This window comes from Sunxiuqinia indica (genome assembly GCF_009847015.1).
GTDB classification, from domain to species: Bacteria; Bacteroidota; Bacteroidia; order Bacteroidales; family Prolixibacteraceae; genus Sunxiuqinia; species Sunxiuqinia indica.
Genome location: NZ_WVEM01000007.1, coordinates 149,203 through 173,605, shown reverse-complemented (window position 1 = coordinate 173,605; position 24,403 = coordinate 149,203). Strand labels below are relative to the sequence as shown.

Below are 24,403 nucleotides of genomic sequence, written 5' to 3'. Positions count from 1 at the left end.
AAATATTTTTGAATTATTCTTTGATTTTCTACTTTTACGCCCAGATTAATGTCAATTTAATACGGCTGAAGAAATTCTAATTGACAACACGTAGAAATTATAGGTAAACTTAAAATAATTTGACATTATGAAGAACGCTAATCTAAGTTGGCTTTTTATTCTATTATTATTGGTTGTTGCAGCAGTAGTGGGAGTATTTTTCCCAAGTGGTTTTGGTGGACTAAATGATCCGAACATCAGCACAGGAGATACAGCCTGGATGCTTACTGCAACAGCTTTGGTTTTATTAATGACTCCTGGTCTTGCATTCTTCTACGGGGGAATGATTCACTCCAAAAACATTTTATCAACCATGTTGCAAAGTTTTATTGCCATGGGTGTAATTAGTGTAATTTGGGTAATTTGTGGTTTTAGTATTGCATTTGGTGACAGTATTGGTCCCGACGGATATGGTTTGTTTGGTAATCCCTGGACTTTCTTCATGTTTAAAGGAGTAACAGGACACACTGATCCAGATCTGGCGCCAACATTCCCATTAGCGCTATTTGCGATGTTTCAGCTTAAATTTGCCATTATCACTCCGGCATTAATTACCGGATCATTTGCGGGTAGGGTGCGGTTTCGTTCCTACATGCTATTTATGGTGCTTTTCTCGCTGTTTATTTACGCACCATTAGCCCACTGGACGTGGCATCCGAACGGATTCCTGAGAAACTGGGGTGTACTTGACTTTGCTGGAGGTACTGTTGTACACATGTCTGCTGGTTTTGCAGCTTTGGCAGGAGCCATGTTTCTCGGAAAACGAAAAGACTTTGGCCAAGAAGTGCGGCCGGCCAACATTCCATTTGTATTGCTGGGAGCAGGTATGCTTTGGTTTGGGTGGTTTGGTTTTAATGCCGGATCTGCACTTGGAGCCAACTCAACTGCAGCCCTTGCACTAATGAATACAAATACTGCTTCGGCAGCTGCTATGTTAGCCTACTTGTTTTACGATATGGTGAAAGGTAAAAAACCAACTGGTATGGGAGCTTCAATTGGCTTAGTTGTAGGTCTGGTTGCCATTACCCCTGCTGCTGGTTTTGTAAATGTCGGCTCTAGTATCTTCATTGGTGTTGTCGCTGCTCTTGTTAGTAACTACGCAATTGAACTTCGCTCTAAAACAAGACTGGATGATACCCTCGATGTATTCCCGGCTCACGGAATGGGTGGTATTGTTGGAATGCTTCTCACGGCCGTTTTTGCCCAGGAAGTTGGGTTAATTTACGGAGAATTCACCACTTTTCTTTATCACTTGTTAGCCTTGTTAATTGTAGGTATTTTCACATTTGGAGGTTCTATATTAATGTATAAAATTACGGATATGATTGTTCCATTACGTGTTTCGCCTCAAGGTGAAAAAGTTGGATTGGATATTAGTCAGCACAACGAATCATACGACTTTGAATATAAAAGCGACAAAATGCTTTAACTTGTCGCTCTTTTATATGCTCAAAACTCCCCTTATCTCCGGGGAGTTTTTTTTTGCCTAAAATTTTGTTGACTACAATTATTCTACCGGAATCAACCGCAGGATTTTGCCCGGATTTTCAATGGCTACATAGATATATCCATCAGGACTCATTTCAACATTCCGAACCCGACCAATATTTTCTAACAATTTTTCCTGATGAGTCACTTGTTCGCCTTCCAAAACAATCCGCTCTAAATACATAAACCGGAGTGACCCAACTAAAATATTATTCTTCCAGTTTTTATACCGATCTCCTTTAACAAAGGTTGTTCCGCATGGAGCTATCGATGGAACCCAATAAGTAACAGGCTGAGCCATCCCCTCCTTCTCCGTTAGTTCGGTGAAAGTTGTACCATTGTAATTTATTCCGTATGAAATGACCGGCCAACCATAATTCACCCCGGGCTTGATTAGGTTTAGTTCATCTCCACCACGCGGACCATGTTCGGTTTCCCATATTTCGCCAGTCTCGGGGTTCATGCAAGTTCCCTGCGGATTACGATGTCCATACGAGTATATGCTGGGAACAGCATTAGGCGTATCCAAAAACGGATTGTCTGCCGGAATTGAACCATCATCATTCACCCGGTGAATTTTCCCACAGGTATTTGTCAAACTCTGAGGATTTTCGTCGCGATTTCCACGGTCTCCAACTCCAAAGAATAAATACCCCTCCCGATCGAACTCAAGCTTACACCCCCAGTGCTGGCCTTTGTTTGTATCGGGAAAACCATTAAATATAACTTGTTGACCGACCAGTTGGTTCCCGTCTAGTTTTGCTCGCATCACATTGGTGCAGCCAGTCTTTTTATTGTCATCAGCATATCCGGAGTAGGAAAAATACAACCATCCATTACTTTCATAATCAGGGTGTAATTCTAGATCGAGCAAACCGCCCTGTCCTTTTACCATAATTTCAGGCAAGCCGGATATTTCCTGTAACTCATTATTGGTAAACCGATACAACTTTGCAGATCGTTCAGCAATTAACAGATCTCCATTGGGTAAAAATTCCAGTCCCCAAGGAATACCCAAGCCCGAAACAACCGTATCAACAATAAAATTCTGAACCTCTGATTGCACCGTAGCATTTGCCGACAAAGCGGGCTTCAATGTTTCCTTATCTTCCGGCACACCTTCTTTTACATACTCAGCAAGCGCAATAATTTCTTCGTCAGAAAATGTTGCCTCAAAAGCAGGCATTCCCATTTCGTCTCGCCCGTAGGTTATACTGGCCACTAAACTGGAATTATCATCTCCAAACATCCACTCTTTCTCGTCAAACTTTTCCAGATTATTACCATGGCAACCTGCACAATAATTTTGATAATTTTCAGCCGCCTTTACACGCTGTTTATCACTATGTTGACCATTTCCCATTGAACAACTACTCAATGAAATTACAAAAAAGGCAAATAAGAATGATGAATTAACAAGAAAACGAATCATAACAAGAAAGCTTTAACATTTAACTTCAAAACAAAAAGTGAATCAAAAAGTTAACGCTTTTTTGTTAATAAATGACTAATGTATACCTGAAATTAATTATTCGTCCTAAATATAGAAAAGTCCGATCAGCCTCAACGAACTAAAAATTCAAGACAAACCGGACGTGGGACTTCTAAACTTTTTCCGGTATAAGTTAACATCCCTAATTCCGCATCAATGTCAAACAGCGTAATATTATTACTTTTTTTATTGGCCACCAACAGGTAGTTTCCGTCAGGCGAAATTGTAAAATTGCGAGGCCAATCTCCAACTACCGGTTCTGTTTCAACTAAGGTTAACCTCCCCTTATCATCTCGCTCAAACACGGCAATTGAATTATGCCCCCGGTTTGAGCTATAAACAAATCGCCCATCGGAACTCACATGGATATCAGCTCCTGAGTTAGAGCCGACAAAATCCGTGGGCAGACTAGATAGAGTCTGAATCAGATCGAAAGTATCACCTGTTTTCTCTAAAACAGAAACAGTGGAGTGCATCTCATTCATGACATAGATAAACTTTCCATCGGGCGAGAAATCAAAATGCCGAGGTCCGGCCCCGGGAGTCATGTTTAGAAAAGCTTGTTCAGCTTCTTCAAACTTATTCGCTGCCTGATTGAACCGATAAAATTCAACTTTATCGGTTCCCAAATCTGCAGACACCAACACTTCGCCCGAAAAACTAAACTGAGCGGAATGAGCGTGCGGTGCTTTTTGCCTGGCGGAATCGGGGCCACTACCAGTATGCTGGATCTGCTGAAAACAATCGGTTAAACCACCATCATCATTAACCTCAAATAAACTTAAACTTCCACTGGAATAATTTGATGCCACCACAAAACGGCCGTCTGGCGACACAGCTACATGGCACGGGTGATAGCCTTTAGTTGGCTTTTGGTTTATTTTATTCAGTTCTCCTGAAGCCGAAATCCGATATGAAGTAACAGAGCCACTATCAATCCCCGGACTCTCTTTCACTTCCGATACTGCAAATAAATATTTTTTATCCGGACTTATCGCTAAAAAAGAAGGATTCTCTTTATTCTCAGTAATCGATTTTAAGCTAAGGTCCCCGGTCCGTTCATCAAACTGATAACAATAAATTCCCTCACTCCCTGCGTCGGTGTATGTTCCAACATAAAGTAAGGTTTCATTCGTATCTTTTTCACAAGAAATCAATAAAACGGAAATCAGTGCAGTAATCAGAAGAAGTGCTCTCATAATGATCAATTTAAATTCAAACTATCTGGTAATTCTGTTGTTTTAGATTTTATATTGAAAACCTAAAAATAAAGGAAATGAAGCTAGCAAAAACATTTTTCACCATTTTTATTTTAGCTATTTCGTCACACAGCTTCGGACAAAAACTGGTTGAAGTTTGGCGAACAGGCCCTACCATGAAAACACCCGAGTCGGTCTATTATAGTCCCGATCACGATGTGATTTTTGTAGCCAACATCAACGATAATCCATCGGAGAAAGACGGAAATGGGTTTATTACGCAGCTAAACGCCGACGGATCAGTGAAAAACATGAATTGGGTTTCCGGACTGAGTGCCCCAAAAGGGATGGCAATTTTTGATGGAAAGCTCTACGTTTCTGACGTTGATGAATTAGTTGAAATTGACATTGACCAAGCAAAAATTATCAACCGCTATCCGGCTCCCGGCTCAATTTTTTTGAATGATGTTGCTGCCTGTAGTAACGGGACAATTTTTGTTACCGACAGCAGAACAAATAAAATTCACGCACTGTCGGATGGTGAGTTTACAGTTTGGCTTGAAAGCGATGATTTAAAAGGAATAAATGGCCTCTACACCGAAATGGGGAAATTATACATTGGATCGGACAAAATACATGTTGCTGACGTCAAAACAAAAGAATTAAAAGAAGTTCAAGCCGATTGTCAGGGGATTGATGGACTTGACAAGGATAATGATGACAACTTTGTTTTCTCAAATTGGGCAGGGCGTATTTTTTATCTCGAAGACGGACAGATGACCAAAATGTGGGATTCAACAAAGGAGGAAATTAACACAGCCGATATCTTTTTTGCTAATGACCTTAATTTATTGTTAGTGCCTACATTTTTTAACAATCAGGTTGTTGCCTATCGTATTGAAAAATGATAACTTGAAATTCAATTTTCAAAGTTGAAAACCGAATTGACAAGTTGAATACAAAAACCTTTAAATTATGGCAAAAGGAAAAATTGCAGAAAAAAGTCCAATCATGATGGAGATGAAACCCGGCACCTACTACTGGTGTGCCTGTGGCAAAAGTAGCAATCAACCATTTTGCGATGGTTCACATCAAGGAAGTGAATTCACCCCAAAAGAAGTTAAGATTGAAAAAGAACAGACCGTATTTTGGTGCCGATGCAAACAGACGGACAACCCACCATTTTGCGATGGATCGCACAATAAATTGTAAACTCTTACAAAATTAATGATGAAGGGAGACTATTTTAGTTTCCCTTTTTTTATCTGAAACCCTGGATTCCGTTGGAAATAGTTGATTGCTAAATACGCTCCCACTCATCAAATTAAGACCTTTTTGTCTCATTCTGATAAAACCTTATTCATCATGAGAATAACGGGAAGGCTCCAATTAACCTATGCTCCTAATACTCAAAAAACTAACCAAAACACCAGTGTTTTGGCACTTCGTTTGCAATTTTCGGGCGAAGTAAAGTCCATATGAAAAAATTGAACATGTGTGGATGGATACTGTTAGAAAAAACGAGAAGAAGAAAGTAATTAACTAAAATTTAAATGTAATGTTGAAAATTTCAAAAATGATGAAATCTAAAATCTCAATTTTATTAAGTATGCTAATTTTTGCACTGGCAATGGTCCAGTGTTCTGATGATAATGAAATTGAAAAACAACAGGGCGAACTCAGTGTGAAATTAACGGATGCCCCTTCTGATGATACCAATATTCAAGGAACCTTTGTAACGGTTTCTGAAGTCCATGTTAACGGCCAAAAAGTTGAAGGGTTTGCCAAACAAACAATCGAAGTATCGGCCTATCAAAATGGGAATGCCAAATTGCTGGCCAGTGAAATGGTTGAAGCAGGGAACTACTCAAGTGTCACCGTTGTTCTCGACAACCAAGCTGATGAAAATGGCGACTCACCCGGCTGTTATGTCTTAACTGACGACAACAGTAAACATTCATTGGAAGCTTCATCAAGTTCGACGACCGAAGTAACCTTCAACAAGCCTTTTGCCGTTGAAGCTAATGGTGTGACCAACTTAGTAATTGACTTTGATTTGCGAAAAGCAATTGTCCGCGATGAAGACACTGATTCAGAAAGTAACTACAAGTTTGTTACAACTGCTGAATTGATCAATTCCCTGCGCATTGTTGAAGAAGATAATTGTGGTGAAATCGAGGGAACGATCAGCAACAATTCTGCCAGCGACGATAAATTGGTTGTCTATGCCTACGAGAAAGGAACATTCGATATGAACACCGAAACAAATGGACAAGGAGAAAGCATGGTATTATTCGCAAATGCCAAAACCAGTGCAAAAGTGGATGGTAATGGTAATTATCAATTGTCTTTTCTTGAAGAAGGTGAATATGAGATTCATGTTGCATCCTACGAAGAAGACTCAAGCGGAGAAGTTACCTTCAAGGGAACTGTTAATGTCACAAGTATAATTAGTGGTCTATTGCTCAACTCCATTCAGGTAGAAGCAAACAGCCAGGTTAATCTGGACATGGAAATATCAGTCATATAATAAAATACACCTGCAATAGTAAAAAGAAAGGGAGCTACAAATTTGCGTTTGTGCTCCCTTTCCTTTTTTCAATATCTTTTAACAAATCGTGTTCCACCTTTAATATTTTCGCAACTGAATAACTTCCATTTCATCTCCATTGGGCAGTGATACATTTAATTCTTCGCTAGTCAGATTGGCTACTCCCCGAACCGTTGTTCCATCCGTGTTTATCCAATTGACCGTAAACACCTGATCGAGCCCCGAAGGAATTAAAGTCGCGATAACTTGCAGGTTTTGATAACCCAGCAGTTCTCCATTTACAATAACGAGTTCTTTTTTACCATTTCCCTTTGCAACAAAATCAACAAAATAAGAGTAGTTATAAAACAGATTTTCAGGCTTGTAGATTGACTTCTGCCCTCCTGCGACTTCCGCAATCTCAACTTCCGCTTTTTGTTGTGGCTTGTCCGTAATAGCAGGAAGTGGATTGTCTTCGTTTTCGGTAGGTTTAGTTGTCACTCCTTTTTCAGCCGCGCTTGGATTCTGATTAATCGGCAATTCATTTAAATTTTTCAAGGCATCTGCAATCGCCTCTCCATAACCTTCTCTGAAATCTTTCGATCGCCCTGTTCCTTCTTGCGACCAGATCACCCTATTCCGGCAGTCCTTCAATTCCACCGTCAATTTATTACGAAATGTACTTTTCAGTTTCACTAAACCGGCGGTCACCGCGTCGCAATAATTGGCAGGAACCTCATCCGATTGGAAAACAGTTTCAATAGACTTCGCATTTAGTTCCTTTTGCAGCGATGTGCTTAACCCATAAGGATTAAAGCCTTCTGTAAAATCAGGAAACAGAGTTGGAATAATGACATATTTATAGGGTTGTTGTGCGAGAGAGAATTGACAAATTCCAACAAACAAAAGGAAAATGAGATATTTTTTCATAACAATAAACTAAATCGATTTTTGAACTAGCCAAACTAGTATTTTTTTATTAACTAACCTAGACTGGTTTTGAGAAAACAGGTGGTCCATCGCTTCGCTATCAGCTGCCTCTCTTTGATTATTCTATTCAGTTTCATAAAATAACGAAAGCCGAAAAAACTGTTGTCATTCGGCTTTCATTTATTGTGAAATGCGTCCTTATTCTTTCACAGAAAACTTATAAATCGTTGTCGATTCCAACGTGTCACCCGGCTCCAAAATAGTGCTTGGAAAGTTCGGGTGATTAGGTGAGTCAGGGTAATGCTGAGTTTCTAAACAAATTCCGGTACGAAATTCAAATGGCTTACCATATTTCCCGGTCAACGATCCATCCTGGAAGTTCCCCGAATAAAATTGAATAGCTGGCTCTGTGGTCAGCACTTCCATATAACGGCCTGACTCAGGATCGTAAACGCTACTTGCAAATGTCAACTCATTGCCATTCTGATCCTTATTCAAAATATAATTGTGGTCATATCCTTTGCCGATCCGGATCGGTTCGTAATCTGAATTGATTCGCTCACCGATGGTATGTGGAGACGTAAAATCCAGATCAGTTCCCTTGATTGAAACAATCTCTCCCGTGGGAATCAATTCTTCGTTAATTGCGGTTGTTGAATCTGCATCAATCACCATCACATGCCCCAAAACATCTCCATTACCCTCTCCTTTCAGATTGAAGTAAGCATGATTTGTCAGGTTAAATGGAGTTGCCTTGTCTGTAGTTGCTTCGTAATCAATTTTCAATTCATTTTCAGCAGTTAGCGTGTAAGTTACTTTTACTTCTTTATTGCCCGGGAAACCAAATTCTCCATCCGGACTCTCAATGCTCATTACAACAGCGTCACCTTCTGCTGAGTCAATTTTCTCGGCATCAAAAACCCGGTTTTTAAAACCAATTAACCCATTGTGCAAACAGTTGCCATTATCATTTGCAGGAAGCTGGTAGGTAGAATCTCCAATCGAGAAGTTGGCATCTCCAATACGATTGGCATAAGGTCCAATAATGGCACCAATCTCATTGTGATGATCCAAATATTCCTGAATCGATTTAAAACCTAAATTTACATCTGCCAATTTTCCATTTCGGCCGGGTACCAGGATGGCAACTATTTTGGCTCCATAATTCGTAATGTCAACTCGCAGGCCATTCTCATTTTCCAACGTATATAAACTGACTGATTTACCATCAACAGTGGTTTCAAAATCAGCTTTTGTGTAAGGAACCTGAAACTTTTCTTCAGGCTGCTGGCAAGCAAAAGCGAAAATTAATAACAGAAAAGCTAGTTTTTCCATAAGTGTTAGCGTTATTGAATTAATAGTTATACAACTGAGTTTAAAAAGTCAAATTTACTTTTATCAAATCAAACAAATTTATGTAAAAATTTACGGCGAATATAACAGATGAGCAAAAAAAAAATCTTTACTTCCCTATGATTCTCCTTCTGGTAATTTCACCAAACGGTTTTAACAGAACGAAACACGATTCTTTTCTGGTATGAATTGTTCTGCTTTTCTTCCATATCATCTTTTGTTTCTAATCTATTATGTCCAAGTTTCCGGATCATAAACAGACCCAAAACATACAACAGCTTTTTTGCAATGTGTCGCATAGTTGAATTCGATGGTTTTTAAGGTATCCAAAGCCGATGTTTATCCGGGATTTTTATTAGGGTTCTCTGGGGTGCATAAGATAACTTGCAGAAATATAGAATATTCAATCAAAAACGGTACCCTTAACTTTATTTTTAATGTTGGTAATATCCCTCAACAAATGAGGAAATTTATCCACACTTAGCCACCCGACACACCCTCTGCTTAATTTTCTTAATATAAGCCACTTAGTCATTTGCAACTATTGATGTATCATGGCATGGTCTTTTCGTTACTTCCACAAAAAAAATGAACCGAAAGCAATTTTTAAAAAATTCTGCCAAAGGAGTTACCTTGACCACATTAGTTCCTTCGTTGGTCTTTTGCTCCACTGATGGTCAACAAAAAACAATCTCGGGAAATTATCGAGTTAATAGTGATTTTGAGCCTGATGTTGATCTTGAACTGACAGCTACTCCATCGGAATTACAACTTTTCCCCGGCAACCCAACAAATATTTATTCTTATCAGTCAAAATTGTTGAAAGGCGAAAATGCATCACTCGAAAAATTGCCGGATTCATATCTCGGTCCAGTCGTCCGGGTAAGAAATGGGCAAAAAATTCGCGTTCGTTTTAAAAACCAGCTTCCACACGAAAGTGTAATACACTGGCATGGGTTGCACATTCCGCCCGAAATGGACGGGCATCCGATGTATGCCATTGAAAACGGCAAACAATACATTTACGAATTTGAAGTAAACAATCGACCCGGCACCTATTGGTTCCATCCTCATCCCGATAAAATTACCGGGCCGCAGGTTTATCAAGGCTTGGCAGGAATGTTTATCGTTGAAGGTGTGAATGAGGATTTGCCAAGCGGTGAATATGATATCCCATTAATTATCCAGGATCGAACGTTCGACAACAACAACCAACTGGTTTATTTGCAGAATAGCCGGATGGGGCAAATGCAGGGTTTTTTAGGCAAGCAAATCATCGTGAACGGTTCCCCGGAACAAATAATGGAAGTTTCGAAGGCGACCTATCGATTTCGGGTGCTAAACGGTTCCAACTCACGAATATATAAATTAGCATGGAGCGATGGCAGCGATGTGACTGTAATCGGCACGGATGGCGGACTTTTAGAAAAGCCAATCAAAAAAAACTACCTGATGCTTGCTCCTGGTCAACGTGCCGAAATCTGGAAAGACTTTTCAGAAGCGAAAAACACCGACGAAATTCAATTAGAAAGTCTTGCTTTTAACAGTGGTACATCCATGGGGATGGGCGGCGGAATGATGGGTGGGATGATGCAATCCGAAGACACACAAAACGGCAATGCATTCAATGTTGCCCGTTTTAAAATCACCAAAAACGAGGGCGAAATCAAAACATTGCCTGCTTCTTTTTCACCCATAAAAAAAACAGACGCCGTAAAAGCGGTAAATTCTAACTCGCCCAGACAATTCTATTTTTATAACCAGCGCATGCAGTGGGTCATCAATGGCGAAACATTTGGGATGACCGAAGTGGCCGATTGGGAAAAAGTAAAACTGGGAACTACCGAGATTTGGGAATTTATCAACGGCGACGATGGCCGCGGCATGGGCATGATGCAGGATATGATGCGCATGCCTCACCCTGTTCATCTGCATGGTTTGCAATTTCAAATTATCGACCGCGATGTTTCCGGAATGGAAAGCGCAGTTTGGGAAACGATAAAAGACGGTTTCATGGATGAAGGCTGGCAAGATACCTTTTTGCTAATGCCGGGCATGAAAGTTAAGATAGTGATGAAGTTCAAAGATTTTAAAGGAACATATGTCTATCACTGCCACAACTTGGAACACGAGGATATGGGAATGATGCGCAATTATGAAGTAGTATGACAACGGATAAAACACTGTAAATTCTTCTTAAAATCACGCAACGATTAAGAAGTTAATTATCAAATACTTTGTATGAATACTTAAAACTAATAAAAATGAAAAAGTTAATAATTATAGTAACGGCCCTATTCTTTATGGCAGGGTACACAGCAAACGCCCAAATGATGGGACAGAAAAACAGTCAAAATAAAAAACAAGGCATGATGATGCAAAAAAGTGACATGATGCAGGCCATGATGAACAGCGGAATGTGCCCCATGTGCAGTAAAATGATGAGTCAGGACATGCCCATGAAAAAGTACGGGATCATGGTCAATCACCTCCCCAATATGCAGCAACAGTTATCACTAAACGATGACCAGGTTGAACAATTGTATGACTTGCAGGCTGAGTTTAAAAAACAACAAATTGACTATCAATCGGAACTACGCAAAAAAAAGATGAAGCTCAAAAACCTGTTGGGTGATATGGCGTCTGCAAACCAGATTGAAAAACAGATGCAGGATTGTACCGACACCAAAATCAGCATGAAAGTGGCCGCTTACGAAACCGCCGGAAAAATGAAAGCTGTATTGAATAGCGACCAAAAAGAACAAATGAAAAGTATGATGCAGCATGAGGAGGGAATGATGCACAAACAAGGCGGAATGATGCAAAATCATAATAACCAGTAAAAAGGAAGGAGAATCTTATGATGAACGGATTTGAAGGACACAGCTGGGGAATGGGAATGGGCTGGTGGTGGATCATCGGTCTTATTATAATAGTTGTGGTTGTTTGGATGCTTGTAAAAGGATTGAATCAAAACAATCAATCAACGAATCAAAGAACCGGTAAAACGGCTTTGGACATTTTAAAAGAACGATATGCCCGCGGTGAAATTGACAAGCAGAAATTTGAAGAACAGAAGAAAGATTTATTATAAAATAAGAAATACAAAATGGATATTAATGAAAAACGTAATCAAAAAAAAGGCGATTCGCAAATGGTGCCGCAACCGGTGAAAGACAAAACCGGATTGGTACAGGTTGATACCACATGGGGCAAAATTCAGCCAATTAAAGTAGCCGATGGAATTAGAACGGTAGATGAGATTGAACTAAATGATTCGCTGGAAAAAGGGAAGCAGGTTATCGACGGCCGCACTCCGGATTTCTACAAAGTGTCGACCATCCCCGGAGCGAAAAACATACCGCACAAAGAAGTGGTCGATCGGATGGATGAATTGAACCGTGATGAACCTGCCATTTTCTTTTGTAACGGGCCGCAATGCCCGCAATCGCCATCCGCCATCCGCAATTTACTGGAGGCCGGTTACCCGCCCGATAAAATATTGTACTACCGCGGTGGTATGCACGACTGGGTAACTTTAGGATTGCCGGTAGAAAAAGGAAAATAGCCTGAAGGGATGGGGTTAACAGACTGCAATCGGATACTATTTCATCCTTGATACAGGTTGGAGTACCGGTGTTGAATACAGGCTTTCAAAAAATGTTTTATTAATGGCAAACTACTCTAGCCGATTTGGTAGCGGGAGGCAGATTACCCAGAAGATTCTAAATCATGAATGATTACAAAAAAAATAGTCTTTCGTTAACTGGCGCCGTTTCTATGGGGACGGGAGTGATGATTGGTGCCGGAATATTTGCATTGTTGGGACAGGTTGCCGAATTATCCGGAAATCTTTTTCCTATCGCATTTGTAATTGGCGCGATAATATCTGCTTTTAGCGCCTATTCATACGTTAAATTATCCAATGCGTTTCCCTCGGCCGGCGGCATTGGTATGTACCTGAAAAAGGAATATGGCAAAACCACCTTCACCGCATTTGCGGCGCTGCTGATGGCTTTTTCAATGATCATCAATGAAAGTTTGGTTGCCCGTACATTTGGCACCTATGTGTTGCAGTTGTTTGATGTGGAAAAAAATACCTTCTGGGTGCCGGTGCTTGGAGTTGCCCTTATCGTGTTGGCATTTGTGGTAAATATTTCGGGCAATAAATTCATTGAAAAATCATCGTTTACGATGGCGGTTTTAAAAGTTGGCGGATTGGCGGTTTTGGCCATCGGAGGTTTGTGGGCTGCTGGTTTTAGTTTCAGCGCCCCCCTTCCAAAAACCCTTCCCGACAAGTCAATAACAAGCTTTATAGGTGCATTGGCACTTACCATTTTGGCTTACAAAGGGTTTACAACCATTACCAACAGTGGTGATGAGATTAAAAAACCACACAAAAATGTAGGCCGCGCTATTATCATTTCCATTGCTATTTGTGTGGTGCTTTATTATTTAGTAGCCATTTCGGTGGCTTCGTCTTTATCAATTGAGCAAATCATTTCTGCAAAGGATTATTCGCTTGCCGAAGCAGCTCGTCCTGCTTTTGGGAAATATGGCGTTTGGGTCACTGTTTTTGTGGCCATCATTGCCACAATCTCTGGAATAATCGCAAGCATATTTGCCGTTTCGCGAATGACTGCCATGCTCACCGAAATGAAACTGATCCCCCACAGCCACCTTGGGATGTCGGGCAGGATTCAAAAACACATGCTGGTGTACATCGCCGGGCTTGCAATCCTGCTTACTGTTTTATTCGACCTCTCCAGAATTGCTTCGCTCGGCGCAATTTTTTACCTGGTTATGGACATTGGGATACACTACGGACTGCTAAAAAATTTACGCGGAAAGATTGACTTTAAACCAGCAATCGTAATTTCTGCGATTGTACTCGATCTGGTTGTTCTATCCGGTTTTGTTTTAACGAAAGCAAAAAACGACTTGCCAGTGGTGCTTGTTGCTATAGGAGCTATGTTACTTATTTACTTTGGTGAGAAATGGTTTCTTTCAAGACAAGAAGAATCAAACTAAAGGTTTACGAATTCATGAAATTCTAGAAAAACAGATACCATTTTTCTAGAATCGAATAACATTTCAATTTTCCGGTATCGCATAGTTTGCATCAGTTAAAATAGTTGAAAAGTACCGGGCAAATAGTCTGTGTTTGTTTCCAATTAACAAAAATTATCAGTTTTGAGAGAACACCTTTAGAAATAATTTGTTTAATTTGCTGTCATGTTAAAAAGAATCAGCCATATCATTTTATCTGCCTTGTTGTTGATTTCAACAATGGGGATGGCTGTGTCAAAACATTATTGCGCAGGTTCACTCGAATCAGTTGCTATTTTTAATGAAGCAAAATCCTGCTGTGACATGGACAGCTGCTGCCGCAACGAAACGCAGGTCTATCAGGTTAAAGAGGATTTTTCAGTCCCTGCTGTTTCATGCATCCCGGTTTTAGCCGAACTCGATATTTTGGGGCATGATTTGCTCGCTGTGGGATTATTAAATGCTCCTGTAACAGAAGTTGCAAGTCTTAGTTTTATTGAAGCACCTCCTTTACTTCCCATTCAAAAAACACTCGCGTTAAAAGAAGTATTTCTTTTATGATTTTATTATGATTACCAAGAGCCGCAAGACAACAACTTTGCGGTGACTAACTTGTTGTATATCATAAACAAAAAAATCATAACTGAAATAGCATGTTGAATAAAACAATTCGTTTTTTTCTCGAAAATAAGCTCGTTACATCATTAATACTCATCCTTTTTGTGAGTTGGGGAATCGTAACTTCTCCATTTGGCTGGGATACCGGTATTTTACCAAAAGATCCGGTTCCGGTAGATGCCATTCCCGACATTGGCGAAAACCAACAGATTGTTTTCACCGAATGGATGGGGCGTTCGCCTCAGGATATTGAAGATCAAATTTCCTATCCATTAACCACTTATCTTCTTGGAATCCCGGGGGTAAAATCCATCCGGAGTTCATCGATTTTCGGATTTTCCAGCATCTTCATCATTTTTGACGAAGACATTGAGTTTTACTGGTCGCGCTCTCGAATTCTTGAGAAACTAAGTTCGCTGCCTTCGGGTTTGCTCCCGGAGGGTGTGCAGCCGGCACTTGGACCCGATGCCACAGCCTTGGGACAAGTGTATTGGTATACGATTGAGGGCCGCGACAAGGAAGGGAATCCAACTGGCGGCTGGGATTTGCATGAGATCCGGTCGGTACAGGATTTCTACGTGAAATATGGATTGAATGCCACCGAAGGTGTTTCGGAAGTAGCTTCGATTGGCGGTTTTGTGCAAGAATACCAAATTGACGTAAACCCTGATGCACTCAAAGCTTACAACATACCACTGCATAAAGTGATGCAGGCGGTTCAAAAATCAAACAGGGACGTTGGCGCCAAGACTATCGAAATCAACCAGGCGGAGTATCTGGTTCGTGGGTTAGGCTACATCAAAAAGGTGGAGGACATTGAAAAAGCGGTGGTAGCCGTTCAGGAAAATGTACCGATCCGCGTTCAGGACATTGGGGTGGTTAGTTTAGGACCTGCCACCCGCCGTGGCGCGCTGGACAAAGATGGCGCGGAGGTGGTCGGTGGCGTGGTCGTTGCCCGCTACGGTGCCAACCCGTTGCAGGTTATCAACAATGTGAAAGACAAAATCAAGGAGATTTCGCCCGGACTGCCACAAAAAACATTGGAAAATGGCGTGGTTAGCAAATTAACGATCGTGCCTTTTTACGATCGCTCCGGATTGATATACGAAACATTGGGAACATTGGAAGAGGCCATTTCACTTCAAATTCTGATTGTGATTCTGGTGGTCATTGTCATGGTGTACAATCTCCGGGCCTCATTTTTAATCTCCAGTTTGTTGCCCATTTCCGTACTGATGGTGTTTATCGCTATGCGCTATTTTGGTGTCGATGCCAACATCGTCGCTTTATCCGGTATTGCCATTGCGATTGGAACAATGGTCGATTTAGGGGTGATTCTCTCGGAAAATATCATCAAGCATGTGGATGAAGCCCCGCCCGGACAAAAACTGATAACGACCATTTACAATGGTGCTTCCGAAGTAAGCTCTGCAATACTTACTGCAGTTTCGACCACCATTGTGAGTTTCATTCCGGTATTTACGATGCAGGCTGCCGAAGGAAAACTCTTTGGGCCGCTGGCTTTCACCAAAACCTTTGCACTGATAGCCGCATTGATAGTCTCCTTGTTTATTTTACCCATGCTGGCCCACTGGTTTTTTGGCGCTAAAATCAAAAATCAGAAAATCAGGAAATGGGTGAATATCATATTGATTCCCATTGGTATTGCTGCTCTTTTTTTCGGGCAAATCTGGGGCGGAATGATGTTCCTGGCATTTGGGCTTGTAGGTGTGTTAAAAGAGCTTAGAGGATCGAGGTTAAATACTGGAGGAGAGGTACTAAACGGAAGCAAAGGTGCTACTTCTTCCAATAAATCAGTTCAACAAAAAGCAAAATCATTCGCCTATTGGATGCTTAAGCATGCTGAAATCATCCTCGTAGTTATTGGTGTGATTTGGCTGCTGGCCAAATACTGGCTCCCGCTGGGACCCTCCAAAAGTTTGGTGATGAATGTGGTTTTCGTCGCTTTGATTGTGATACTTATTTTAGGGTTCTTCACCGTTTTGGAGTATTTCTACAAACCAATATTGAAATGGTGCCTGGAGCATAAGGTTACCTTTCTGTTGATTCCTACTTTTTTAATTCTCTTCGGAACAACAACTTTTATCGGTTTTAATTCTTTGTTTGGCTTTGTAGCCAAAGGTTTTGATGCTGTAGGATGGAATGTCCGGACCACTAAAGTGTGGTCAGGTCTGACACATACTTTTCCTGCAATAGGAAAAGAATTTATGCCTTCACTTAACGAAGGTAGCTTTTTGCTGATGCCTACCTCCATGCCCCATTCGGGTTTTGAGTACAACCGGAAGGTTTTAGGCCAACTGGATATGTTGTTGACCAACATTCCTGAAGTTGAGCTTACCGTTGGAAAATTAGGCAGGGTAGAATCTGCGCTTGACCCGGCTCCTATTTCGATGTACGAAAACGTGATCAACTACCGCCCGGAGTACATGCTTAACGAAAAAGGGCACCGCAAGCGGTTTAAGGTTGATAAGGAGGATCGCTTCATTCTTGTGAATGGAGACACCCTTAGCAACGAGGAAGCCTTGAAACGCGGAGTGACCAGCAACGATTTAGTGCCCGATGAGTGGGGTAATTATTTCCGTAACTGGCGCCCCCATATCCAATCGCCCGATGATATTTGGAACGAAATTGTGAAGGTGGCGAAATTACCGGGGGTTACCTCTGCGCCAAAGCTGCAGCCCATTGAAACGAGGCTTGTTATGTTGCAAACGGGTATGCGCGCGCCCATGGGAATTAAGGTGTATGGCCCCGACCTGCCAACCATTGAAGCATTTGGGATGCAACTGGAAGAGATATTGAAAGAAGTCCCTTCGGTAAAAGCCGAAGCGGTGTTTGCCGACCGGATTGTTGGTAAACCTTACCTGCATCTCAACATCAACCGCGATCAGATTTCGCGTTATGGCCTGAATGTAGAGGATGTCCAGCAAACCATTGAAACCGCTATTGGCGGTATGAAAATCACTTCTACCGTAGAAGGCCGCGAACGTTTTCCGGTCAGGGTTCGCTATCCGCGCGAACTTCGGGATGACCCGGAATCGTTAGGGAAAATTTTAATCCCAACCCCCACAGGAGCACAAATCCCAATCTCCCAGATTGTTGACTTTGAATATGTAAGGGGGCCGCAGGCTATTAAAAGTGAAGAGACCTTTTTGGTCGGGTACGTCTTATTCGACAAACGAGAAGGCTTTTCAGAAGTTGGTGTAGTCAATGATGCGCAGAATGCGATTCAGTCCCGGATTGATGCCGGAGATTTAGATGTGCCTTCGGGAATAAGCTACAAGTTCTCCGGAAGTTATGAAAACCAGGTGCGAGCCGAAAAACGCCTCTCGATTATTGTTCCGCTGGTATTGGTCATTGTTTTCCTGATTCTTTACTTCCAGTTTAAGTCAGTCACCACCTCCCTAATGGTCTTCTCGGGGATTGCCATGGCATTTAGCGGCGGGTTTATGATGATATGGCTATACGGTCAGGGTTGGTTTGTCGATTTTTCCCTGTTCGGAACCAATATGCGCGACCTGTTTCAAATGCACACGGTGAACCTGAGTGTGGCGGTCTGGGTGGGTTTTATTGCCCTGTTTGGTATTGCCACCGACGATGGAGTACTTATGGCGACTTACCTCGACCAAAGTTTTGCAAGGAATAAAACCGATAACCTCAAAGGAGTGCGGGCGGCCGTGGTTGAAGCAGGATACCGAAGAATTAAACCAGCGGCAATGACTTCAGCTACAACAATTATTGCGCTGCTGCCTATATTAACTTCAACAGGTCGTGGGGCCGATATCATGATCCCCATGGCTATACCGGCCTTTGGCGGGATGATTTTTGCCGCCGTTACCTATTTTATTGTGCCGGTATTGTACAGCATGAGGGAAGAGAGACAACTAAAAAAGATACAATCATGAAGTTCGTAATCAATATCATCATATTAATGATTCTTGGCGTTACCGCCGGACAAACCCAAACGCTGGATGATTATTTCAGAACAGCTGCCGAAAATAATCCCGGTTTGCAAGCCAAGTACTTAGAGTTTGAAGCTGCGGTTCAAAAAGTGCCGCAAGTAAGCACGTTGCCCGACCCGACTTTTTCTTTCGGTTATTTCATTTCGCCGGTTGAAACCCGGGTGGGACCTCAACGGGCAAAATTTTCGCTCACCCAAATGTTCCCTTGGTTTGGAACGTTGAAAGCTCAAGGCGATGCTGTTGCGTTGATGGCCGAAGCCAAATACCAATCGTTTCTGGATGCACGAAACCAATTGTTTTACCGGGTAGCAGCGGCTTATTATCCGCTTTACGAACTCAGCCAGTGGAAGAAAATTGAACAGGAAAACATCGACATCCTGCAATCGTATAAAACAATTGCCAATTCAAAATTTAAAAACGGTTCAGCCCCTATGGTCGATGTGTTGCGGGTGGATATTATGCTGGAAGATGCCAAAACCAGTTTAAGTATTTTGGAGGAAAAAGAAAAGCCTCTCCGCACCACGTTTAATAAACTACTGAACAGGGATGAAAATGAAGTCGTGGTAATCCGTGATTCTTTAGCTCCCGATTCGTTGCCTGATCATTTTCGAAAAGATTCCCTGCTGACCGGCAACCCGATGTTGGATGCGCTTGACCTGAAAATAAAGGCGAGCGAAGCCCGTGAAGTTGCCGCACAAAAGCAGGGGCTTCCCAAGGTAGGTGTTGGCTTGGATTATGTACTGGTTGGTGAACGAACAGATATGGATTTGACCGATAATGGTAAAAATGTGCTTATGCCCATGGTTTCGCTGAGTATTCCAATATTCAGAAAAAAATACGATGCGGCCGAGAAGGAAGCGCAATTGATGCGGGACAGCTATGTACTTCAAAAAAGTGAACTAGAGAATTCGCTGTTGTCGAACTATGAAATGGCCTGGTTCCAGATTCAGCAGCAAAAGCAGCTTTTATCGCTCTACGAACAACAAATTCAAACATCACAACAATCCTTGAATTTACTGTTGACTTCCTACGGAAATTCGGGAAAGGAATTTGAGGAAGTATTACGCATGCAGCAGCAATTGCTGAAATATGAAAAAATGAAGGCTACAGCAGAAGTCCAGTTTCAGGTAGCCCTGGCTAAATTGAATTACATCACTGCAAAAAAATATGAACATGAAAACAGATAAAAAAATAATAATCATAATTATTTCGACGCTGGCAGTCGGACTTTTGTTGGGTTGGTTGATTTTCGGGGGTTCAGAAAGCGAGGCGACAGATGAACACCAGCATGAGACAGAAGTGGCAGGCGAAACAACCTGGACCTGCTCAATGCACCCACAGATCAGGCAAAATGAATCGGGTGATTGCCCCATTTGCGGCATGGATTTAATTCCTCTGGAAGATGAGCAAGATAGTGATATTGACCCCACGGCAATCAGCATGTCGGCAACAGCCATGCAACTGGCGAGTGTAAGCACGGCCACGGTTGGTGCCATAGACCCGGTAAAATCGGTTCGCTTAAATGGCAAGGTACAATCTGATGAGCGCATGATTTATTCGCAATCTTCCCATATTCCGGGCAGGGTCGAAAGGTTAGAGGTAAATTTTACCGGAGAATTTGTGGAAAAAGGACAAGTGATTGCCTCGGTTTATTCACCCGATTTGGTAACAGCTCAGGAAGAATTGTTTGAAGCGCAAAAGATTAAGGAATCACAACCTCAGCTTTTTAGTTCAGCCAAAGAAAAATTGAAAAACTGGAAGTTATCCAATGGACAGATTGAACAAATATTGCAGTCGGGAGCCGCGATGGAAACCTTTAATGTACTGGCTGACGTTTCAGGCTACGTGACCAAAAAAATGGTTAATCCCGGAGATTATATCCGCAGGGGGGAAGCCATTTACGAAATTGCTGACTTGTCAAAGGTATGGGTACTTTTTGATGTGTATGAATCGGATGTACCCTGGGTGAACAAAGGCGACAAAGTGGAATTTACCATTGCCTCGCTTCCGGGTGAGTCGTTTACCGGAACCATCTCCTTTCTCGACCCCGTAATCGATCCGAAAACACGGGTTGCCAAAGCGCGGGTTGAAGTCACTAACCGTGGATTAAAATTGAAACCCGAGATGTTTGTATCCGGAACGGTAGAAGCAAAATTACCCAATCAGGCGAATGCCGTTGTGGTTCCTAAAACCGCTGTTATGTGGACCGGTAAACGTTCGGTCGTTTACGTAAAAAACACCACTGACCAGGGAGTGAATTTTATGATGCGCAACGTCACATTAGGTCCCGCCCTGGGCGAGAGCTTTATCGTTGAAGATGGTTTGCAGGAAGGTGAGGAAATTGCTGTTCACGGTACATTTAGCATTGATGCCGCTGCGCAGCTGGCCGGCAAACCAAGTATGATGAGTCCGGAAGGCGGTTCTGTCCCGACAGGGCATAATCATGGCGAAATGGACATGGAAACAGAAACAGCGGCTGATGAACCCATGCCTGTTGAGCCGGTTAAAACCGATCCTGCTTTTAAGGAACAATTGACCAATGTTTATGAAAATTACCTTAAAATGAAAAACGCGTTTGTTGAATCTGAAGCACATCAGGTCATGATTGCGGCTCAGGATGTCGAAAAATCCCTCAAAAAAGTTGATATGGGACTACTCAAAGGCGATGCCCACATGGCCTGGATGGAGCAGTTGAAAACACTTGAGAGCACCGTGAGCACAATCAGCAAATTAATGGACATTGAAAAGCAACGAACCGAATTTGCACAATTCAATTTATCCTTCTACAAAAGCCTGAAAATGTTCGGACTCTCAAACACAACCGCCTACTTTCAGTATTGCCCGATGGCTATCGAAGACAAAGGGGCTTACTGGTTTAGCGAAACTGAAGAAATCCGCAATCCCTATTTTGGAGATATGATGTTGGGATGTGGAGAGAACAGGGAAACTCTGAAATAAAACAACAGAATAAAACCACAGATTAAGACATAAAGGTATGATAATTGCGTGTTCTTTAATAGATATAATTCAAGGATAAAAACAAATAGTAACCATTTAAAAATTAAACAATTATGAAAGCAAAATTTTTTGGATTGATAACAATTTTCCTGATGACGACTGCGGTTGTTTTTGCAGGAGAGAAAACAGAGAAATTTAAAGTGTACGGTAACTGCGGTATGTGCGAAAAACGCATCGAAAAAGCAGCGAAGTCGGTTGATGGTGTATCAGCTGCCGATTGGGATAAAAAAACCAAAATGGTGGAAGTAACGCTGGACGATAGCAAAACCGATGTACATAAAGTGCATATGGCCATTGCAAAAGCCGGGCACGACACCAAGATGCACAAAGCAAAAGACGAAGTTTACAATGAACTTCCCGGCTGCTGCCAATACGATCGTGCTGCTGAAGAAAAAGCAGAATCTCACGATGGACACAAGCATTAATCGTAAAGAAAAAGAGTTGCCGTAAAGATTTACCGGCAGCTCTTTCTTTTAATTTAACTCCATGAAAAACATTCGATTAAAGTCAGTAATCACCTGTCCGGTTTGTCACTTTCAGCAGGAAGAAATTATGCCCGAAAATGCGTGCTGCTTTTTTTATGAGTGTACAAACTGCAAAACGGTAATACAACCCAATAAGGGAGATTGTTGTGTCTATTGTTCATTCGGAACGGTAAAATGCCCGTCGATGCAGAAAGGTGAAAATTGTGGTACGTAACATGCACAACGATACAGTTAAAACGAGCATGTTTAGTCCCCCCGGGATTAGTGAATGCCAGATATGACGCGGGATTTAGCCCATCATTCGAAATTTTAACCGGACACGAATGCTTCTAAAGAAACAATTTTAATCATAGGCAATAAGCGAACGTTTTTCCTGATCGACTGTACTTTGCTTTAATCGTATATTTCCCGATCACGAAAACCAATTAAATAAAGGAGCGCATCAAGACCGACTTCGGAAATGGCGTTTTTAGCAGTTTCCTGAACTTTGGGCTTGGCATGAAACGCGATACCCAAGCCCGCTAATTGAATCATGGGTAAATCGTTCGATCCATCTCCTACGGCAATAACCTGCTCCAAATGTAAATCTTCTTTGAAGGCCAATAATTTCAGCATTTCTGCTTTTTTCTCGCCATCCATTATTTCGCCCACATGCCGCCCGGTCAATTTGCCGTCGGCCACTTCCAGTTCATTGGCAAACACATAATCGACATCCAGCTTCGATTTCAGGTAGTTGCCAAAATAGTTGAACCCACCCGACAAGATCGCCGTTTTATAGCCAAACTTTTTAAGTGTCCGAAACAAACGCTCAGCCCCTTCGGTGAGGGGCAGCTGCTCGGCAATCTCACTCATGACCGACACATCCAGTCCTTTTAGCAAGCCAATGCGCTTCTCGAAACTTTCTTTAAAGTCGAGCTCCCCGCGCATAGCGGCTTCAGTAATCGCGCTTACCTCATCGTAAACACCGGCCTTGCGGGCTAATTCATCAATCACTTCAGCCTGAATAATTGTGGAATCCATATCAAAACACACCAAACGACGATTGCGCCGGTACATATTATCAACCTGAAAAGCAATGTCGACACCGGTTTCGGTGCTGATTTCGATAAACGTCCGTTTTAGTAATTCTTTATCGTGAGGGGTTCCACGAACCGAAAATTCAACCACACTTTTAACATTTCCCTTATCATCGTTGAGCGGAATCCGCCCTGACAGGCGTGAGATAATATCAATGTTTAATCCTTGTTTTGAAATAGCTGAAGTTACTTTTGCCAGCTGCAAGGCAGTTAATTTACGTGCCAGCAGCGTTACAATGAAACGTTCTTTCCCCTGGTGAGTTACCCATTCTTCATACCTCGCCTCGGTGATGGGTGTAAACTTCACTTTCAGTCCCAGTTCGTGCGCCTTGAACAACAAATCCTTCAATATTGGCGAAGAATCGGCCTTTGCTGATAACTCAAACAAAATACCCAATCCGAGATGTTCGTGAATAACCGCCTGCCCGATATCCAGAATATTTACTTCGTATTGCGCTAATATTTCTGTTAGCGACACCGTTAATCCGGCTTTATCAGCGCCCGATATATTGAGTAGAATAATTTCGCGTCCTTTATGCATACTATGGTTCCATATTTAGTGGGAAGAGAATGAAAGCTTAATAAATTACCTGAAGCCAACCCGATTGATGCCTCAAAAATCTAAAATCGTTACCAATTAAACTTGATTGTTTGTATTAAATCGGAGTGCAAACTCAACGGAACCGGGCTTTTACCGGCCACGCTTTCAATCAGCTGCTTTTCTTTGTCCGTATAATTCTTCTTCGGAAAGAAAAACTCGACAACCACCTCTGCTACACGACGCGGATCACTGGCCATGATCTTCGTAATTTCAAGCTGTGTTCCCACCATATCAATTCCATGATCCATTGCATGGATACCCATAATCGTCATGATGCAATTCCCGAGCGATGTCGCCAATAAATCTGTTGGTGAAAACGACTGCCCCTTTCCGCGGTTATCGCAAGGTGCGTCAGTAATAATCTTTGCTCCCGATTGCACATGAATATTTTCAGTGCTCAAATCGCCAAGGTAAGTGGTCTTTATTGTAACCATTGAGTTGTATTTTTGAGTTTCGGCAAAAATACAAAAATAAAAGCATGCGAAGGTAAACTTGCTTACCGATTGCACCGAAACAAGTCGTGACACAGGCAATGCCAACAGTAC

General features: G+C 41.9%; 21 protein-coding genes. 15 read left to right on the top strand and 6 right to left on the bottom strand.

All coding sequences use genetic code 11. The features are described from left to right. The first annotated feature begins 127 nt into the window (after window positions 1–127). A complete protein-coding gene (locus GR929_RS12240; protein ID WP_159520204.1) occupies window positions 128–1,468 on the top strand; it encodes an ammonium transporter in 1,341 nt (446 codons plus the stop codon). A gap of 78 nt (window positions 1,469–1,546) precedes the next feature. On the opposite strand, the gene GR929_RS12235 is transcribed toward GR929_RS12240, so the two are convergent. Beyond that, window positions 1,547–2,959: a PQQ-dependent sugar dehydrogenase gene (locus GR929_RS12235; protein WP_159520202.1), complete on the bottom strand. Its 1,413-nt coding sequence runs from the start codon at window positions 2,957–2,959 to the stop codon at window positions 1,547–1,549. A 131-nt stretch (window positions 2,960–3,090) separates the two neighbouring features. Then, entirely contained in the window at window positions 3,091–4,218 is a 1,128-nt protein-coding gene (locus GR929_RS12230) for a lactonase family protein (protein WP_159520200.1), read from the bottom strand. Between the two features lie 77 nt (window positions 4,219–4,295). Here GR929_RS12230 and GR929_RS12225 point away from each other — a divergent pair, with 77 nt between their 5' ends. The 3 genes from GR929_RS12225 to GR929_RS12215 all read left to right on the top strand — a co-directional run bounded on the left by GR929_RS12225 (window position 4,296) and on the right by GR929_RS12215 (window position 6,748). Beyond that, entirely contained in the window at window positions 4,296–5,126 is an 831-nt protein-coding gene (locus tag GR929_RS12225; RefSeq protein WP_159520198.1) for an SMP-30/gluconolactonase/LRE family protein, read from the top strand. Between the two features lie 67 nt (window positions 5,127–5,193). Beyond that, the gene (locus tag GR929_RS12220) at window positions 5,194–5,430 is read left to right on the top strand and encodes a CDGSH iron-sulfur domain-containing protein (RefSeq protein ID WP_159520196.1); all 237 of its coding nucleotides are present in this window, start codon (window positions 5,194–5,196) and stop codon (window positions 5,428–5,430) included. A gap of 364 nt (window positions 5,431–5,794) precedes the next feature. Further along, the gene (locus tag GR929_RS12215; protein ID WP_159520194.1) at window positions 5,795–6,748 is read left to right on the top strand and encodes a DUF4382 domain-containing protein; all 954 of its coding nucleotides are present in this window, start codon (window positions 5,795–5,797) and stop codon (window positions 6,746–6,748) included. Between the two features lie 99 nt (window positions 6,749–6,847). Here the strand turns inward: GR929_RS12215 and GR929_RS12210 are convergent, their stop codons facing one another. Together GR929_RS12210 and GR929_RS12205 are read right to left on the bottom strand one after the other, a co-directional pair. After that, the gene (locus GR929_RS12210) at window positions 6,848–7,678 is read right to left on the bottom strand and encodes a hypothetical protein (RefSeq protein WP_159520192.1); all 831 of its coding nucleotides are present in this window, start codon (window positions 7,676–7,678) and stop codon (window positions 6,848–6,850) included. Between the two features lie 198 nt (window positions 7,679–7,876). Further along, window positions 7,877–9,013 carry an aldose epimerase family protein gene (locus GR929_RS12205; RefSeq protein WP_159520190.1) on the bottom strand — a complete coding sequence of 379 codons (1,137 nt, stop codon included), beginning with the start codon at window positions 9,011–9,013 and terminating at the stop codon, window positions 7,877–7,879. Window positions 9,014–9,619: 606 nt separating this feature from the next. Between GR929_RS12205 and GR929_RS12200 the strand changes: the two genes are divergently transcribed. The 11 genes from GR929_RS12200 (at window position 9,620) to GR929_RS22090 (ending at window position 22,395) form a co-directional block, all read left to right on the top strand. Next, window positions 9,620–11,200, top strand: a complete 1,581-nt coding sequence (locus GR929_RS12200; RefSeq protein WP_159520188.1) for a multicopper oxidase family protein — start codon at window positions 9,620–9,622, stop codon at window positions 11,198–11,200. 95 nt (window positions 11,201–11,295) lie between these two features. Beyond that, complete coding sequence (locus tag GR929_RS12195) at window positions 11,296–11,874, top strand: hypothetical protein (protein ID WP_159520186.1); 579 nt, start codon at window positions 11,296–11,298, stop codon at window positions 11,872–11,874. Window positions 11,875–11,891: 17 nt separating this feature from the next. Then, on the top strand, window positions 11,892–12,125 hold the full coding sequence (locus GR929_RS12190) for an SHOCT domain-containing protein (protein ID WP_159520184.1): 234 nt from the start codon (window positions 11,892–11,894) through the stop codon (window positions 12,123–12,125). A gap of 15 nt (window positions 12,126–12,140) precedes the next feature. After that, window positions 12,141–12,599 (top strand): rhodanese-like domain-containing protein, encoded by a 459-nt coding sequence (locus GR929_RS12185; protein WP_159520183.1) that lies wholly within the window; start codon window positions 12,141–12,143, stop codon window positions 12,597–12,599. 164 nt (window positions 12,600–12,763) lie between these two features. Continuing rightward, complete coding sequence (locus GR929_RS12180) at window positions 12,764–14,062, top strand: APC family permease (protein WP_201300991.1); 1,299 nt, start codon at window positions 12,764–12,766, stop codon at window positions 14,060–14,062. 204 nt (window positions 14,063–14,266) lie between these two features. After that, complete coding sequence (locus GR929_RS12175; RefSeq protein ID WP_159520181.1) at window positions 14,267–14,641, top strand: HYC_CC_PP family protein; 375 nt, start codon at window positions 14,267–14,269, stop codon at window positions 14,639–14,641. A 92-nt stretch (window positions 14,642–14,733) separates the two neighbouring features. Next, window positions 14,734–18,621, top strand: a complete 3,888-nt coding sequence (locus GR929_RS12170; protein ID WP_159520179.1) for an efflux RND transporter permease subunit — start codon at window positions 14,734–14,736, stop codon at window positions 18,619–18,621. Continuing rightward, window positions 18,618–19,865 carry a TolC family protein gene (locus GR929_RS12165; RefSeq protein ID WP_159520177.1) on the top strand — a complete coding sequence of 416 codons (1,248 nt, stop codon included), beginning with the start codon at window positions 18,618–18,620 and terminating at the stop codon, window positions 19,863–19,865. Before GR929_RS12170 ends, GR929_RS12165 begins: the two co-directional genes overlap by 4 nt. After that, window positions 19,852–21,636 carry an efflux RND transporter periplasmic adaptor subunit gene (locus GR929_RS12160; RefSeq protein ID WP_159520175.1) on the top strand — a complete coding sequence of 595 codons (1,785 nt, stop codon included), beginning with the start codon at window positions 19,852–19,854 and terminating at the stop codon, window positions 21,634–21,636. Before GR929_RS12165 ends, GR929_RS12160 begins: the two co-directional genes overlap by 14 nt. Window positions 21,637–21,749: 113 nt before the next feature. Next, on the top strand, window positions 21,750–22,121 hold the full coding sequence (locus tag GR929_RS12155) for a heavy-metal-associated domain-containing protein (RefSeq protein ID WP_159520173.1): 372 nt from the start codon (window positions 21,750–21,752) through the stop codon (window positions 22,119–22,121). Window positions 22,122–22,182: 61 nt separating this feature from the next. Then, window positions 22,183–22,395: a GDCCVxC domain-containing (seleno)protein gene (locus GR929_RS22090; RefSeq protein ID WP_317162833.1), complete on the top strand. Its 213-nt coding sequence runs from the start codon at window positions 22,183–22,185 to the stop codon at window positions 22,393–22,395. 179 nt (window positions 22,396–22,574) lie between these two features. Here the strand turns inward: GR929_RS22090 and serB are convergent, their stop codons facing one another. Both serB and GR929_RS12145 read right to left on the bottom strand, forming a co-directional pair. Beyond that, window positions 22,575–23,798: a phosphoserine phosphatase SerB gene (gene serB, locus GR929_RS12150; protein ID WP_159520171.1), complete on the bottom strand. Its 1,224-nt coding sequence runs from the start codon at window positions 23,796–23,798 to the stop codon at window positions 22,575–22,577. An 89-nt stretch (window positions 23,799–23,887) separates the two neighbouring features. Beyond that, entirely contained in the window at window positions 23,888–24,292 is a 405-nt protein-coding gene (locus GR929_RS12145) for an OsmC family protein (RefSeq protein ID WP_159520169.1), read from the bottom strand. Between the last annotated feature and the right edge of the window lie 111 nt (window positions 24,293–24,403).